18 protein-coding genes are annotated in these 14728 nt (G+C 40.5%); 12 read left to right on the top strand and 6 right to left on the bottom strand.

Translation table 11 applies throughout. The features are described 5' to 3' along the window. Positions 1-11 precede the first annotated feature (11 nt). The 12 genes from HF969_RS01225 to HF969_RS01170 all read left to right on the top strand — a co-directional run bounded on the left by HF969_RS01225 (position 12) and on the right by HF969_RS01170 (position 9398). Positions 12-1214 carry a M20 metallopeptidase family protein gene (locus HF969_RS01225; protein WP_090288948.1) on the top strand — a complete coding sequence of 401 codons (1203 nt, stop codon included), beginning with the start codon at positions 12-14 and terminating at the stop codon, positions 1212-1214. Between the two features lie 175 nt (positions 1215-1389). Next, positions 1390-2343, top strand: a complete 954-nt coding sequence (locus tag HF969_RS09720; protein WP_210727851.1) for an excalibur calcium-binding domain-containing protein — start codon at positions 1390-1392, stop codon at positions 2341-2343. Positions 2344-2896: 553 nt separating this feature from the next. Then, positions 2897-3079: a hypothetical protein gene (locus tag HF969_RS01215; protein WP_090288947.1), complete on the top strand. Its 183-nt coding sequence runs from the start codon at positions 2897-2899 to the stop codon at positions 3077-3079. An 89-nt stretch (positions 3080-3168) separates the two neighbouring features. Then, entirely contained in the window at positions 3169-3735 is a 567-nt protein-coding gene (locus tag HF969_RS01210; RefSeq protein ID WP_090288946.1) for a sigma-70 RNA polymerase sigma factor region 4 domain-containing protein, read from the top strand. Between the two features lie 57 nt (positions 3736-3792). Beyond that, complete coding sequence (locus tag HF969_RS01205) at positions 3793-3996, top strand: hypothetical protein (RefSeq protein ID WP_090288945.1); 204 nt, start codon at positions 3793-3795, stop codon at positions 3994-3996. Between the two features lie 20 nt (positions 3997-4016). Next, the gene (locus tag HF969_RS01200; protein ID WP_090288944.1) at positions 4017-4256 is read left to right on the top strand and encodes a DUF2922 domain-containing protein; all 240 of its coding nucleotides are present in this window, start codon (positions 4017-4019) and stop codon (positions 4254-4256) included. A 66-nt stretch (positions 4257-4322) separates the two neighbouring features. Next, positions 4323-4547: a hypothetical protein gene (locus HF969_RS01195; RefSeq protein ID WP_090288943.1), complete on the top strand. Its 225-nt coding sequence runs from the start codon at positions 4323-4325 to the stop codon at positions 4545-4547. A 31-nt stretch (positions 4548-4578) separates the two neighbouring features. Further along, positions 4579-4806 carry a phage holin gene (locus HF969_RS01190; protein WP_090288942.1) on the top strand — a complete coding sequence of 76 codons (228 nt, stop codon included), beginning with the start codon at positions 4579-4581 and terminating at the stop codon, positions 4804-4806. Then, the gene (locus HF969_RS01185) at positions 4803-5861 is read left to right on the top strand and encodes a glucosaminidase domain-containing protein (RefSeq protein WP_245694784.1); all 1059 of its coding nucleotides are present in this window, start codon (positions 4803-4805) and stop codon (positions 5859-5861) included. Before HF969_RS01190 ends, HF969_RS01185 begins: the two co-directional genes overlap by 4 nt. Before the next feature lie 88 nt (positions 5862-5949). Next, positions 5950-6573, top strand: a complete 624-nt coding sequence (locus HF969_RS01180) for a DUF4230 domain-containing protein (RefSeq protein WP_090288941.1) — start codon at positions 5950-5952, stop codon at positions 6571-6573. Between the two features lie 124 nt (positions 6574-6697). Then, entirely contained in the window at positions 6698-8164 is a 1467-nt protein-coding gene (locus HF969_RS01175; RefSeq protein WP_168427125.1) for an FAD/NAD(P)-binding protein, read from the top strand. A gap of 70 nt (positions 8165-8234) precedes the next feature. Next, entirely contained in the window at positions 8235-9398 is a 1164-nt protein-coding gene (locus HF969_RS01170) for a nucleotide sugar dehydrogenase (protein ID WP_090288939.1), read from the top strand. A gap of 65 nt (positions 9399-9463) precedes the next feature. Here the strand turns inward: HF969_RS01170 and atpC are convergent, their stop codons facing one another. Genes atpC through atpF form a run of 6 tightly spaced genes read right to left on the bottom strand, consistent with a single transcriptional unit; the run spans position 9464 to position 14709 of the window. Then, positions 9464-9904, bottom strand: a complete 441-nt coding sequence (gene atpC / locus HF969_RS01165) for an ATP synthase F1 subunit epsilon (RefSeq protein ID WP_090288938.1) — start codon at positions 9902-9904, stop codon at positions 9464-9466. After that, the gene (atpD, locus tag HF969_RS01160; protein WP_090288937.1) at positions 9888-11348 is read right to left on the bottom strand and encodes a F0F1 ATP synthase subunit beta; all 1461 of its coding nucleotides are present in this window, start codon (positions 11346-11348) and stop codon (positions 9888-9890) included. Before atpD ends, atpC begins: the two co-directional genes overlap by 17 nt. Positions 11349-11350: 2 nt before the next feature. Next, complete coding sequence (gene atpG, locus HF969_RS01155; protein ID WP_090288936.1) at positions 11351-12286, bottom strand: ATP synthase F1 subunit gamma; 936 nt, start codon at positions 12284-12286, stop codon at positions 11351-11353. Further along, complete coding sequence (atpA, locus tag HF969_RS01150; RefSeq protein WP_090288935.1) at positions 12286-13821, bottom strand: F0F1 ATP synthase subunit alpha; 1536 nt, start codon at positions 13819-13821, stop codon at positions 12286-12288. Before atpA ends, atpG begins: the two co-directional genes overlap by 1 nt. Continuing rightward, positions 13818-14222: a F0F1 ATP synthase subunit delta gene (locus tag HF969_RS01145; protein WP_090288934.1), complete on the bottom strand. Its 405-nt coding sequence runs from the start codon at positions 14220-14222 to the stop codon at positions 13818-13820. The genes atpA and HF969_RS01145 overlap by 4 nt, the downstream gene beginning before the upstream one ends. Next, a complete protein-coding gene (atpF, locus tag HF969_RS01140) occupies positions 14209-14709 on the bottom strand; it encodes a F0F1 ATP synthase subunit B (protein WP_090288933.1) in 501 nt (166 codons plus the stop codon). The genes HF969_RS01145 and atpF overlap by 14 nt, the downstream gene beginning before the upstream one ends. Between the last annotated feature and the right edge of the window lie 19 nt (positions 14710-14728).

Raw genomic sequence — 14728 nt, 5'->3', positions numbered from 1 at the left:
TAGGTGGTTTAATGCCAAGTGAAGAACTTTTTGAAAAAATTGACCAGTATGAAAATAAGATCATTGAATGGCGTCGTACCTTGCACCAGTTTCCCGAACTAGGACTCGAACTCCCCCAAACAGTGGCCTATGTCCGCAGTCAACTTGTGGAGATGGGTCTGTCGGTTCAAGACCATTATGTCAACGGCAATGGCTTAGCTGTCGTTATTGAGGGGACGAGAGAGGGAAGTCCTTGTGACCGGGTCATGGGCCTTCGAACCGATATGGATGGATTGCCTATCCAAGAGGAAACCGGTTTGCCTTTTGCTTCGAAAAACGGCAACATGCACGCTTGTGGCCATGACGGACACACGGCCAACCTTTTAGGCGTCGCCTGGTACTTATCGCAAAATACACACTTATTCCGTGGAAAAGTGAAATTGATCTTTCAACCAGGAGAAGAATATCCTGGTGGAGCCGAACCGATGATTCAAGAAGGGGTCCTAAAGGATCCCGACGTGACTCGGGTACTGGGTTTTCATATTGGTCATTTAGATAAAGAAATACCACCCGGACATATTTCATACCGAGTAGGTCCCATGATGGCCTCGATGGATCGTTTCCGGATCACCATAAAGGGGAGTGGTTTCCATGCAGGTTATCCTGAAAGCTCTAAAGACCCCATTCCGGTGGCTGCTGAACTGATCACAGCCTTTCAAACCATCAAGAGTCGAAATATCAAAGCCAGTGAGCCGGTTGTGATTTCTGTGACGCACATTGAAGGGGGTTTTAATCAAAACATTATCCCCGACCAAGTCTTTATCGAAGGCACCGTTCGTACACTCAATGACACCATGCGGTCCTTTATCCATGGTCGAATGGAAAAGATCATTCAAGGCTTAGAAGTGGCTTATGACGTTCAAATTAGCTTTTCTTATGATTATAAATACCCTGTCTTAATCAATGATGAAGTCGCAACGAAGGAGACCGTCCAAGCTCTTAAAGCAGGATTAGGAAGTGGTTTAATCATGGCTTCAAAAGATGCCTTAATGGGGGCAGAAGACTTTGCTTATTACGGAAAAGAAGTTCCTGCTAGCTTTTTATTCCTGGCCAATCCTCGCTCTATCGATGGTCACTTCCATGGACACCACAGTTCGAAATTTGACATTGATGAAAGCAAACTCATCTTAGCCTTTAAAGCTTTTATCCTAGCAACTCTTGATTATTTACAATAGATGGATAAACCGTCTTTAGGTCCAAAGGCCTTCAAGACGGTTTTTATCTATATTAATTTTTGATCAAACCTTAAAGCTTTTCTTATCGTAATTATTCGCTTTTGATATAGAAAATAGCTATTTTTCTATGTTATAATTATTAACATTAACTATCAATTATAAGGGAGAGCATACAATGAAAAAATGGTTATTAGCAGGTACAGTCGGCTTATTGACTTCAGGCCTTTTCTTTAATACGTGGGTGAGTGCAGAAGTCAATGAGGAGAAGTTAGGTTATGTCGTTTTTGCTGAAAGAGAAGATCAGTCAAAATTTGAAGAAGTGGACAAATATAAGGTTCTTTCGGCCAATACCATGAAAGCCAGCTTAAAGAGTGATAAGGACAAGGTTATGACTTTTAACTTACTGCATATCCTCTCACCAGAAGAAGAAAAAGATGAAGAATATGCCCAAGAAGCTAAAGAGCGCTTGGAAGACTTGATGAAAGCTGCTGGCAAGGTCGAATTAGAATTATTTGAAGTTGAAAAAGAAGATCGCCAAGATGAATCGGTTAAAAAAGAAGATTATGTGGCGAACTTATGGTTAGATGGCATATTAGTGCAAGAAATTCTCTTAACGGAAGGGTACTCAGTGATCCAACTCGACCAAACAAAAGAAGCAGAAACGGCTAAAGAATACTTAGATGTTCTTGTTCAATCCCAAGACTATGCTGCGAAAAATCGTTATTATGTTTGGGAGAATAACTCCAATCAGTTTCTAGCCAATGCCGAATTCCCTGAAGTGATTAAAAATACACAAACGGGTCAAGTCGTTGTTTCTCAAGCCAATAATACTCAAAAAGCAAATGCTTTATTTGAATTACCGAGCAAGAATAACCAATCCAATCCAACGCAAGAATCGAATAATTCATACAATAATCAAGCAGAAGAAGTTTCAGCGCCAGTAGTGTCTGAAGAACCTGTTTACAATTATACAGAGCCAGAACCAGAACCAGAACCGGCTCCAGAGCAAAATGTGTATTATGCTAACTGTACCATTGCTCGTCAAGCAGGAGCAGCTCCCGTCTATCGCGGACAACCTGGATATGGTCCACACTTAGACCGAGACAATGATGGTATTGGTTGCGAGTAAAGGTGAACGCTAAATTTTGATTACATACTCTCAGAGCTGATAGCGATCCGAGCTATTGGCTCTTTTATTTTGTAGCCATCAACTTTTTATAATTTTTAAAAATTTTGTCAACTTTTAACCGATTGTCAAAGGTGATAACTTTTCTTCAGACTTCTGATTATATAATCTTAAATATATGTTTTTATTTTAATAAGAATATGATATCGGCCTACAGTGAGAAAATAGAGGTAATATTTTAAATAAAAATTTCAAATATTAAAATTTTTAAACTTAAGAGTATTGCAAAGGCTTTAAAAATATGTATAATTCAAATTGTTGATCAACATTATTTAAGAATATACTCTGAAGGGAGGAGCCGGTCACTTAGAAATTTTTATTTAAGATTTTTTAAAATTTTAAATCGTTATATATTCCTATTGAGGTCGCAAGTATCTATGGCTAATTTTTCGTTGTAAGTGAAGGAAATCTATCATCAGATAGAATAATGCTTGTTGGATAACTTTACAAGAAGTCTTAATAAACGATTAAAGTAGATTTGACTAGGAGGATACGAATGCTCGAAATTAGAAATTCGAGAGGCAAAAAAGTTTGCGAGCTTGATTCAAATCGGAAATTAGTTGTGATTGTAAATAAAGGAATTCGCACTGAAATTGCGTTTACGCCATGCAATAGAGTAGTTATTAACGAAGTGAAGGCTCCCCACAGACAAGAAAAGAATCATAAAACGAAATCATAAAAGAACCGCTAGACGGGCGAGATATTGAGGAAACTCCCTTAATCATCTGCCCGTCTTTTTGTTGTGTTTATTAAAAAGGAGGAAAGAAAATGGTTAAAAGTAAAGCGGAGTTAGAAAAAGTTGTTATTCTATTTGATCCTTTAATTCATCATTGGCTTCATCATTATCAAATTGCAAGTTATGACTGTGATTACCAAGACCACTTACAAGAAATGCGGATTGAATTGTTGGAGTTATATCAGCGCTTTGAAGGGGATCCTTTAAATAATCAAGACGACCGCTACCAGTTTGTAGCCTATGCTGGTAAGGGATTGCGTTGGTTTTTACTGAATCGTTTACGTAAATCTAAGTATACAGTGACACCAACAGATCCTTTCGCCTTTAATCATTTGTTAGAAGCGGGTCCTAACACTAGCCAAGAAGAAGCGGTTTTTCTCCTCAAAGAAACGGCTAAGCAGTACTTAACCGGTCGTGAATGGAAGGTATTTAATTTATTGCTGTCTGGTCGCTGGTTGAATCATGAAATTTGCCAACTTACTCAGGTCTCAGAACGCACCCTCCGTTACGATAAAGAGCGAATCGGTCATAAATTACGAAATTTATTAAAAGACATAGGAAATAATTTTATTCTTTTATTGCCGTTTTTTATGATCTGATTGTGTGTATAAAGTGTAAGAGCGTACGGCTTACAAAAACACATAGGAGGAACTATCATGAACAACAAAGAGTACAAATCAGGTCGTTTAACGTTGAAGGGAATGAATCCGGCTACGGAGAAAAGCTTTATGGTCACTATTCAGGGATTGATTGAAAATGTTACACCCGAACAGGTGCAAGTGATTAAAGATCAAATGGATCAATTAACCATTAATCCTACGGATACCGCTCAAGCCATCTATGCATATAATTTTGTTTAGTAGTAGAAAGGAGAATATAAATGAAAGATAGTATGGTTCTTGAATTAGTTTTCTTAGATGCTGCAGGTAAAAATCGTAAAATTACGATTAGTCAACCGGCTTTAAATATCGCCCAAGAAACGGCTGAAGCGGTGATGCAAGCGATTGTAGCTTGTGATCTTTTCAAGGATGAAAAGGGCATGGATATGTATGTGACGCCTGTCGTAGCTCGTTATGTCGAGCGTAATGTGACAGATGTCTATGCGTATGAAGAAGCTTAATTAGCTTGAAGCACGAAGGAGTTGAGTTTTTGGACTCAACTCCTTCTTTATGAAAGGAGGACGAGTATGAATCTAATTGATTACGGCTCTTATGCGGGAGCCATCATTGCTGTCATTACACTCATCTCCAAAATGATCCGCTTGATCACGGCGATTCATGATCTGGTAGAACGCATTGACTGGATGCAAGCAAAACTTGAAGATAATCATCAAGCCATCCAATCTTTAAGGCAAAGAGTCGAATGGCATGAGCGGTACCTCTGGCCCCTTGAAACGTGTCAAGAGAGATAATAGAAAGAATTTAAAAAGAAAGGATGATTAAATGCTGTCCAATCAGTTGTATGATCTGAGTAAATGGATTGTTTTGATTTTTTTACCGGCTTTGGCTGTTTTTATTCAAGGTATGGGTGAACTCTACCTATGGGACTCAGCTTCTCGTTGGGTGGGTGTGATTAATTTGTTGACGATTTTTTTAGGCTCGCTCTTACAGATCTCTTCTTATCATTATCATAATGATAACTCTCCTAAAGGATGGGGGCTAGCGATATGACAAAAGACCCTTGGATTGTTAAAAGAATGGCCAGCTTAGCTACGCTTTTTCAAAAATACCCCAGTTCCATTTCGGTGGCTACTCGGATGGCTCAATTTATTCTTGAATCAAATGGTGGCAGATCGCCGCTTTACCTCCAATCGAACAATGGCTTTGGAATAAAAGCTTCCGCTCCTTGGCAAGGACGGGTGGTGGAACACGCCTCGCTTGAAGCAAACGGTGAAATGGAGGTGTCGCTCTTTCGCGCTTACTCAAGTCTCGAAGAAGGGATTGCTGACCATGCTAAGTTCTTTACTTCAACCGATTACCGCAAGAATGTGGTCTATAAGGCTGCTATTGAAGCACTCGATTCCCATCAAGAAGCCCGTGCCTTAAGCGGTAGCTATGCGGTCGATCCCACTTATGGCGATCAATTAGTCAAACTCATTCGAACCTATGATCTGACCCAATATAACCTTCAACCCGCAAAAGAGACCGTCCCTATTTCTGAAGACTTTACTCCTATCGTGATTGACCGGCGAGCGGAGGCTTTAGGAGGGCAAGCAAAAGACCGGTCGATTCAAGCGATCACAACCATCGTATGGCATTATACCGCGGTAAAACGGTCATTAGATCGTAAGATCTGGCATCACGAAGCCTTTTGGCAAGAAGAAAGAGGCTGGGATCGTGGGGGCTATCACTATTATATTGATAGCCAAGCCAACATCTATCAAAATTATGATTTGGAAAGAATTACCTGGGGAGTGGCTGATTGTAACCATTTTTGTGTGCATATTTCAGTGGAAGCGAACACCAAAGACGATTATTCGGCTGAACAAATTAGGGCTAGAGACTGGCTCACCCGCCACCTCATGGAGCAATTAAAGCTCGATGCTTCTGCTGTTAAGGGACATTGGGAAGTGAATAATAATAGTCTGTGTCCGGGTTACAATAAAGAAGAGATGGACGCCTTCCGCCGTCAATTAACATTACCATCAGTTCCAGAAAGGCCAGAAAGGGTAGAAACCTGCTTTATACTAGGTGGGAAGCGTTTCTTGATTCGTCTTGTCGATTAACGTTCTCTTTTCTATCTCCTCCTCAAGTCGGATATGAATTTCGTTTATTCATGTTATCATTACTTGAACAAACAAGTGGGGTGAAACAATGAATAATGGAGTAAAAATGTTCTTTCGCTATTTTTTTCTAACGATAGGCATTCTTTCGTTTACAGTTTGGGCTGTCTTTTATGGTTTGGGTCATTATGTTCAATCGATACCCAATGACCTTTCTCAGCAGGAGATTCAAATGGTTAAAAATCGCTTAGAACAGTCGCAAGAACTCACAACCATGAAGTACCACTATACTAATATGGGGCATTATGAAAAGCAAAAAGCACTTAAAAATTGGAAGATTCCCTTCACAGAAACAGAATTTATTCTTTCTTATGCTGGAGTTATCCATGCAGGGGTCGATTTAAATGAAGTCGATTTAAAGACTTCCGATAATGAATTAATCATTAAGTTGCCTAAAGCTAAACTCTTAGCCCACGAAGTGGATAATGATTCGATCGAAATTTTAGATGAAGAAAAATCTATTTTCAATCCCTTACAGGTGAGTGATGTGACCAATTTACAAACAGACCTGAAGAAAGAGATGGAAAAAGAGGCAGTCGCCAATGGATTATTAGAAGAAGCTCAAGCCTATTCTAAAGAGCAAGTAAGTATTTTGCTTCAAGAAATATTAGAATCAATCAATCCTGAGCTTGAACTCAAGATCGAAGTGGCTTAAATTTTTCAACGAAAGTTCTTACCATTCATGGTAGGAGCTTTTTTATTTGGTTCATTGTTTAGTGTAAAAAGATACTCAATCCGTTATAATTAATAGAAGAGTATAAAGAATGTTGAGGTGCAAAATGAAAATAGCAATTATAGGGGCAGGAGTTGCTGGGGCTGCTGCTGTCAAATCAATTATTGAAGAGGATCCTTCAGGCATTATCAGTCATGTTGATGTCTTTGAAGACCGTGTACAAATAGGGGTAGGCTCGCCTTATCAAGCAGATTCCAAGCAATTATTAATGAATTCTTATGTCGGTGATTTAGGTTTTGAATGGCAGGATTCGGACCATTATCTGCGTTGGTTGCAAGTGCATTATCCCGAATATGCTCAGCGCGATATTTTCTCTCCCCGACCTATCTTTGGGCAATACATTGAGGCGTATTTTGCTCCTTATTTTGAAGATGCGCGTATTCATGTCTTACATCATCGCATCCACCGTTTTGAGGTTAAAGGAAAGAATCAATATTATTTAAAAGACGACCAAGGTCAAGACTATGGACCCTACGATTCTGTCATAATGACGGTAGGGCATCCTCCTTATGCGGATCACTATGATCTACTAGGTCAAGAAGGGTATATTCACCATCCCTATCCAGTTGAGCAGGTTTTGTCCGAATTGGACCCGCAAAAGCGGATTGGGATTATTGGTTCGGGACTGACAGGAATTGATATCATGCGCTATTTGCAAAATGAATATCCCATTACGATTGATCATCCCGTAACTTTCTATATCTTAGATCAGCCCTTTTCAACCCCTAAATTTGAACGCTTTTTTGAAGAGATTGTCTTTACTTTGGATGATGAGTGGATTGAGCAGCAGCTTAATCAATCCGAGGAGCGAGTGATTCCTTTAGAAACCATCTTTCAACAATTTGAAGCCGATATGGCTGCTAATGGGATAGACTGGAAAGTTCTAGTGGAGCGCTACAGCCAAGGCTCGATTGGTGAAGGATTGATGGCTATTCATCAACAGAATCGCCGCTTGAGTATTTTGCAATTATATGGGCGTAAGTTAACCGCCTTTTTACCAGCGCTTAACATGGCTTTGTCAACCCACGATCGGATTCGATTTTTCAGAGATTTTATGGGCTTGTTTGAACATTTTAGAAGTCAAACACCAGCTGAAAGTATCAAATTCATCCTTGAAGGACTTAAAGAAGGTCGTATTCGAATTGTTTCAGGTATGAAAGAGGTTGAAGTGGAGGAAGATGGCTTTACAGTTATTACCCAGAAGGGTCTGCGTTATCGCGCAGGTTACCTAATCAACGCAACGGGCTTTGATCAGCATTTAGATTCAGCTGCTCAACATGATCCTTTAATTAAGCAAATGTATAATGAAGGTATTATTCAAGCTAATCCTTTAGGTGGTATTTTAGTTGATTGGCCGACCACCCAAGTCTTAAGTCAAAAGTATGGACTGATACCCAATTGTTATTTAACCGGACATTGGATCTTCTCCACCCAATTTGGCAATAATAATACCAAACTGACCTATAAGCAAGCGCAAGCCTGTGTCAAGCATCTCTTAGATTCCCATCAGTAGATCAGAGCTTGTTAAGCAGAGTAAGACTTTTGTATAATGGAGATAAAATAATGAAAGATAAGGTGGCGTTATGAAAATTACAGTTGCAGGAATGGGCTATGTGGGACTTTCAAATGCGATTTTATTAGCACAGCATAATGAGGTAAAGGCCATGGAAATTGTCAAAGAGCGGGTCGATTTAATCAATCAAAGGATCGCTCCCATTGTGGATAGTGAAATTTCTGAGTATTTAGCTCACCATGATTTAAATCTTATGGCAACCGATGATCCAAGCTTGGCTTATACTGGAGCGGACTTAGTGATTATAGCCACTCCGACTAACTATAATGATGAGACCAATCATTTTGATACCAGCGCGGTAGAAGATGCCTTGGATAAGGTGAAAGCATTCGCCCCCCAAGCGGTGGTCGTTATTAAATCAACCATCCCGGTTGGTTATACCCAAGAAATCCGTCAAGACTATGGTATGGATATCATTTTTTCACCCGAATTCTTACGTGAAGGGAAGGCGCTCTATGATAACTTACATCCTTCTAGGATAATTGTAGGCAATGAATCGCCTAAAAGTCAGCAAGTGGCTCAGCTGTTTGCTCAAGCAGCCCTTGACAAGGATGTTCATATTCTGACCATGCCATCGACTGAAGCAGAAGCGGTCAAGCTCTTTTCTAACACGTATTTAGCCTTAAGAATTTCTTACTTTAATGAGTTAGACACCTATGCGGAAGTCCGTGGTCTCAATAGTCAACATATTATTGAAGGGGTAGGCTTAGATCCTCGAATTGGTGATCACTATAACAATCCTTCCTTTGGTTATGGCGGTTATTGCCTACCTAAAGATACCAAGCAATTATTAGCTAATTACCAGGATGTGCCAAACAATCTCATTCAAGCCATCGTTGATTCCAACGCTACCCGCAAAGAACATATTGCTTCGCAAATTCTTTTAAAAGATCCTCAAGTTGTAGGTATCTACCGCTTAACCATGAAATCGAACTCTGATAACTTTCGCCAGTCAGCCATTTTAGATATTCTTAAGAAATTAAGAGCGGAAGGTAAAGAGATTATTATTTATGAGCCAACCCTTGACGATCAGCAATTTGATGGGGAAGAGGTCGAGGGTGATTTCAAAACTTTCTGTTCACGGGCGGATATTATCCTGGCTAATCGTTATGCCGATGAATTAGAGGGTGTTAAAGACAAGGTCTATACCCGCGATGTGTTCCGTAATAACTAAATAAATGGTTTAATAGTCAAAAAAAGATCCTTCTCGCTCATTTCAGCGGGAGGGATCCTTTTGTTTTATTGGTTATGTTGATGTTTGAAGGCGTCTAATTGATTTAAGGCTTTTCTTAATTCAATTTCAGCGGAATGATAGGCCCTGATATCTTGATTAATTTGAGCCTGTTTCATCTTGTCTTCAGCCAGCGATAATTCCATCTTAGTCTTGGCATCGTCGATGTCTAAAGCGCGAACCGCCATATTGGCAATGATGTTGAGTTCATTATCACGAATCTCTAACAACCCACCATTGATCGCAATATAATCATCGGGTTTAGCCTCTTTTAGAGGAGTGACCACGACGGTTGAAATATCTAAAACAGTCATCATGGCAATATGGTTGGGTAGAATCGTGATACCGCCATTAACCGTTTGAACATGGCACTTACGTGCCCGTTTGGTATAAACGACGCCATTAGGAGAAATGATTTGAACTTGAAGGTTCTTAAGCGTTTGCGTCATCCAAATCCACTCCCATTTTCTTAGCTTTTGCGATTGCTTGATCAATATTCCCGACATTCCGGAAGGCTTCTTCAGGTAGATCATCATAATCACCATTTAAAATGCCTTCAAAGCCGTCGATTGTTTCTTGAACCGAAACATAAGAACCAGGAATGCCAGTAAAAGCTTCAGCCACGTGGAAGTTCTGCGATAAGAAGAGCTGAATCCGACGGGCCCGCTTAACGGTAAGTTTTTCTTGTTCACTCAATTCATCGACACCTAAAATGGCAATGATATCTTTAAGGTTTTGATAACCTTGAAGGGTTTGTTGAACACCACGCGCAACACGGTAATGTCTTTCACCTACTATTTCTTCTGATAAAGCTGAAGAAGAGGAAGCCAATGGATCAACGGCCGGGTAAATACCTTGTTCGGTTAATTTACGTTCCAGGTTGGTAGTCGCATCTAAGTGAGAGAAGGTGGTTGCTGGCGCCGGGTCGGTATAGTCATCCGCAGGAACGTATACGGCTTGGATTGATGTAATAGAACCTGCTTTGGTAGAAGTAATACGTTCTTGCATGGCTCCCATTTCGGAAGCGAGGGTTGGTTGATATCCCACTGCGGATGGCATTCTTCCCAGTAGGGCAGAAACTTCCGAACCGGCTTGGGTGAACCGGTAAATATTATCGATAAAGAGTAAGACATCTTGGTGTTTCACATCACGGAAATATTCCGCCATGGTTAAACCGGATAAAGCGACACGCATTCGCGCTCCAGGCGGTTCATTCATTTGACCAAAGACCATGGCTGTGTTTTTTGACACGCCTGATTCACGCATTTCATGAACCAGGTCATTTCCTTCACGTGTTCTTTCACCGACTCCCGTAAAGACTGAGAGGCCACCATGTTCCTGGGTGATGTTGTGAATTAATTCTTGAATTAAGACCGTCTTACCAACACCGGCTCCACCAAAGAGACCGATTTTACCCCCTTTGAGGTAGGGTGCTAATAAGTCAATTACCTTAATTCCCGTTTCAAGGATTTCAAAGTTTGAAGCTAAATCACTATATTCGGGCGCATCAGCATGGATGGAATGTTTAACTACATCCGGAAACATTTCAGGTCCATTATCAACCGTGTCCCCTAAAACGTTGAATACTCGTCCAAGTGTCGCTTCGCCGACAGGAACCTTAATGGGTTCACGTAAATCAATGACTGCCATGCCACGTGACAGACCTTCAGTCGCCTCCATAGCGATGGTTCGAACAGTGTCATGCCCAATATCGATCGCGACTTCGAGTACAACTTTTCGGTGTTCGAGAATCGTTTTTAAATCGGTCGTTTCATCCACTTCTTCGAGGTCGGTTACAACCAAGGCGTGATGGATTTCCGGTGTTCCATATTCTAAGGGAAAGGAAACATCCACGACCGGTCCGATTACTTGTTTAATATGTCCGATTCGCATACTTACTTCCTTCTTTCTTTATGTTGGGCTTGAGCACCTGCAACAATTTCTATAATTTCATTGGTAACTTTGACTTGACGTGCATGATTATACCTTAATTGTAAGTCTTCAATAATTTCTTTGGCATTCTCCGTTGCTGATTGCATAGCAATCATACGGGAGAAATGTTCTGACGTCTTAGCTTGTAAGAGCGCGCCATATACCAAGGACTCGATATACTGAGGCACTAAGCCTTCTAATACGGCTTCAAGCGAAGGTTCAATTAAAAAGACTTTAGAAATTAATTCTTCCTTATTAAAACCAGGTTCCAATTCAATCCGTCGGTTAAGGGCTACGACTGGTAGCAGCCTGTCGACACCAAATTTAGAGCTAGTACCTGAACCCACGCCATAATGGTTATAGGCAAGGTAGAGTTCATCACATTCTTTCTCAACGAAAGCGGAACGGAGTTGGCGAATAAAGTAATGGGCTTCTTGAAAGCCAGGTTGGTCAGACAGTGGGTAGTAGGAGCGGGCAATGGTATAGCCGCGTTCGCGACAATAGCGTTCTCCCGTTCTACCCAAGGTATAGAAGACTAATTCTTGCTCGTCACTAAAGTTCTGATTGGCTATCCACTCGTCCATGCCTTTTATGATATTCACATTATAAGAACCGGCTAAGCCTTTATCAGTAGAGATAAGAAAGATACCAATTTTGTTAACTTTTCGTGTAGTGATCAATGACCGAATATCGGGCTTGGAAAAGTTGGGTGGTGTTACTTTTAAAGTATAGTGTAATTGGACAATCGTATCTCTTAAATGGTCAATATAGACTTGATAAGATTGGGCCATATCCATTAAATGGTTAACCTTATTACGGGATACCATCTGCATGGCATTAGTAATCTTAGCTGTTTTTTCAGTCGAGTTGATATGTCGTTTGATTTCATTAAGTGCCATTATTGATCACTTCCTGGTTTATTTCCTTCGACATGAACTAGGATAAAATTATCAACAATCTTGTCTAAAATAGCATTTAATTCAATTTCGGTTGGTAAAGGTTGATTATCTTCTAACTTCTGTAAGAGGCCAGAATGATAAGTACTGAGTTCATCTGAAATTATTTGTTCTAAGGTATGAATCATATTAACGGGTACTTTATCAAAGAAGCCATTTCCTAGAGCATAGAAGACTACAATTTGCACACCAGATCGCATAGGACGATGAAGCGCTTGTTTCAAGACTTCTACAATGCGTTCACCACGTCTCAATTGGCGAGCAGTCATTTCATCAATATCAGAGCCGAATGAAGTGAAGGCTTCTAATTCACGATATGAAGCTAGGTCTAAACGTAGTGTTCCTGACACTTGTTTCATCGCTTTTAATTGAGCAGATCCACCCACCCGTGACACTGAAAGTCCAGCGTTAATAGCAGGACGCACGCCAGAGAAGAAGAGGTCGCTTTGTAAGAAAATTTGGCCATCGGTGATCGAAATAACGTTAGTTGGAATATAAGCAGAGATATCACCCGCTTGGGTTTCAACGATTGGAAGTGAAGTAATTGAACCCCCACCTAATTTATCAGATAATTTGGCAGAGCGTTCTAATAAGCGAGAATGGAGATAAAAAATATCCCCTGGATAAGCTTCACGTCCGGGTGGTCGCTTGAGTAAGAGGGACATTTCGCGGTAGGCAGCTGCTTGTTTAGAGAGATCATCGTAAATGATTAAAACATGCTTTCCGTCATACATAAACTCTTCTGCCATTGCGGTTGCGGCATAAGGAGCGATGTATAGAAGGGGAGCCGGTTTTGAAGCCGAAGCTGTCATTACAATGGTATAATCCATCGCACCACGGTTGGTGAGGGTATGAACGATATTCTTAACGGTCGATTCTTTTTGTCCGATCGCCACGTAAATACAAATGACATCTTTGCCTTTTTGATTTAAGACTGTATCAATTGCCAAAGAAGTCTTACCGGTTTTACGGTCACCGATGATTAATTCGCGCTGTCCTCTACCGATCGGAACCAGTGAGTCAATAGCTTTGATTCCTGTTTCTAGTGGTTTTTTAACGGATTGGCGTTCCATAATGCCTGGAGCTTCCGCTTCAACAGGACGGGTCTTGTTGGTTAATATAGGACCCTTATCATCAATGGGACGACCCAACGCATCAACGACCCGACCGAGGAGGGCTTTACCGACAGGAACCTCCATGGTATGGTTCATCCGGCGGATAATATCGCCTTCATGAATTTGATGGTAAGAACCAAAAATGATGACACCGACTTGGTCCGTTTCTAAATTCTGTACCATCCCAATCGTACCATCATTGAATTCAACCATTTCACCGTACATGGCATTGTCGAGACCTTCTGAGAAGGCAATACCGTCTCCGACATAGGAAACTGTACCGATTTCTTCTAATTTTTTATCGATTTTGAAATCTTGGATCTGTCTTAGGACATCGTTTGTAAATTTTTCGTTCGCGCTCATGAAGAAATCACCTCTTCACTTTCCGGTATATTAATTTGATTTTGCATGGTTTGTAAGATTTGGCCGCCCGATAGTTCATAATAGAAACGTTCACTTTGTAAACGGACGCCAATAATTAAGTCGGGATCAATAATTGTGGTAAAAGAACGAATAGAAAAGCCAGTAATGCGCATAAATTCTCTGGCAATTTTCATTTTTTCTTCTTTAGTTAAGGGAATTGCGGATGACAAAAAGAGACGTTCACCCATCAATTCTTTAAGTATTTCTTGACTTTCCTCTTCATCGGATACTTCGATATCGAGCAGTTCAAAGAGGAGGTCATCTTCGTAGGTCACTTGACGGCCTGATTTAAGGGCAAGCTCTGCCAAGTCTTCTTGTTTATGAAGTCTACCGTTGTTCATCGAGCTCCTCCAATCGATTAATAAATTCTTGGATCATCTGACGGTGATCATCTTCAGATATCTCTCTACGTACGACTTTACCAGCCATCGCTACCGCCATATGAACTAATGATTCTTGCATGTTTTCAGCGAAGTTTTGTCTTTGTACTTTCAAATCTTCTTGGGTTAATTGAAGCATTTTGCTTTGCTCTTGACGCGTTTCTTCAATCATCTTATCGCGCAAATGACTCGCATCGATTTGTGCTTGACGAATGATCTTTTCTGCTTCGAGATGGGCAGATTTTAATTGGGACTCAATTTGAGAAAGGGCTTCTTGATTAGCTTTTTTTGCATCTTCAGCAGCTTGCCAATCATCAGCAACTTTCTTTTGACGCGTTTCAAGCATTTGATTGAAAGGTTGCCAAGCGAATTTGTAGATCACGTAAAGTAAGATGAGAAAGGATAAGAGAGTTAGTAAGGCTTCGCCTAGGATAATATTTAGGTCCACTGTTGACACTCCTTTAGTA

The sequence above is a fragment of the Facklamia miroungae genome, from assembly GCF_012396555.1.
Classification (GTDB): domain Bacteria; phylum Bacillota; class Bacilli; order Lactobacillales; family Aerococcaceae; genus Facklamia; species Facklamia miroungae.
This window is presented reverse-complemented; position numbering and strand designations above follow the sequence as displayed.

Excerpts from the sequence above, each read along its gene's own strand:
- HF969_RS01225 (WP_090288948.1), top strand. The coding sequence starts at position 12 with ATGCCAAGTGAAGAACTTTTTGAAAAAATTGACCAGTATGAAAATAAG.
- HF969_RS09720 (WP_210727851.1), top strand. The coding sequence starts at position 1,390 with ATGAAAAAATGGTTATTAGCAGGTACAGTCGGCTTATTGACTTCAGGC.
- HF969_RS01215 (WP_090288947.1), top strand. The coding sequence starts at position 2,897 with ATGCTCGAAATTAGAAATTCGAGAGGCAAAAAAGTTTGCGAGCTTGAT.
- HF969_RS01210 (WP_090288946.1), top strand. The coding sequence starts at position 3,169 with ATGGTTAAAAGTAAAGCGGAGTTAGAAAAAGTTGTTATTCTATTTGAT.
- HF969_RS01205 (WP_090288945.1), top strand. The coding sequence starts at position 3,793 with ATGAACAACAAAGAGTACAAATCAGGTCGTTTAACGTTGAAGGGAATG.
- HF969_RS01200 (WP_090288944.1), top strand. The coding sequence starts at position 4,017 with ATGAAAGATAGTATGGTTCTTGAATTAGTTTTCTTAGATGCTGCAGGT.
- HF969_RS01195 (WP_090288943.1), top strand. The coding sequence starts at position 4,323 with ATGAATCTAATTGATTACGGCTCTTATGCGGGAGCCATCATTGCTGTC.
- HF969_RS01190 (WP_090288942.1), top strand. The coding sequence starts at position 4,579 with ATGCTGTCCAATCAGTTGTATGATCTGAGTAAATGGATTGTTTTGATT.
- HF969_RS01185 (WP_245694784.1), top strand. The coding sequence starts at position 4,803 with ATGACAAAAGACCCTTGGATTGTTAAAAGAATGGCCAGCTTAGCTACG.
- HF969_RS01180 (WP_090288941.1), top strand. The coding sequence starts at position 5,950 with ATGAATAATGGAGTAAAAATGTTCTTTCGCTATTTTTTTCTAACGATA.
- HF969_RS01175 (WP_168427125.1), top strand. The coding sequence starts at position 6,698 with ATGAAAATAGCAATTATAGGGGCAGGAGTTGCTGGGGCTGCTGCTGTC.
- HF969_RS01170 (WP_090288939.1), top strand. The coding sequence starts at position 8,235 with ATGAAAATTACAGTTGCAGGAATGGGCTATGTGGGACTTTCAAATGCG.
- atpC (WP_090288938.1), bottom strand. The coding sequence starts at position 9,904 with ATGACGCAAACGCTTAAGAACCTTCAAGTTCAAATCATTTCTCCTAAT.
- atpD (WP_090288937.1), bottom strand. The coding sequence starts at position 11,348 with ATGCGAATCGGACATATTAAACAAGTAATCGGACCGGTCGTGGATGTT.
- atpG (WP_090288936.1), bottom strand. The coding sequence starts at position 12,286 with ATGGCACTTAATGAAATCAAACGACATATCAACTCGACTGAAAAAACA.
- atpA (WP_090288935.1), bottom strand. The coding sequence starts at position 13,821 with ATGAGCGCGAACGAAAAATTTACAAACGATGTCCTAAGACAGATCCAA.
- HF969_RS01145 (WP_090288934.1), bottom strand. The coding sequence starts at position 14,222 with ATGAACAACGGTAGACTTCATAAACAAGAAGACTTGGCAGAGCTTGCC.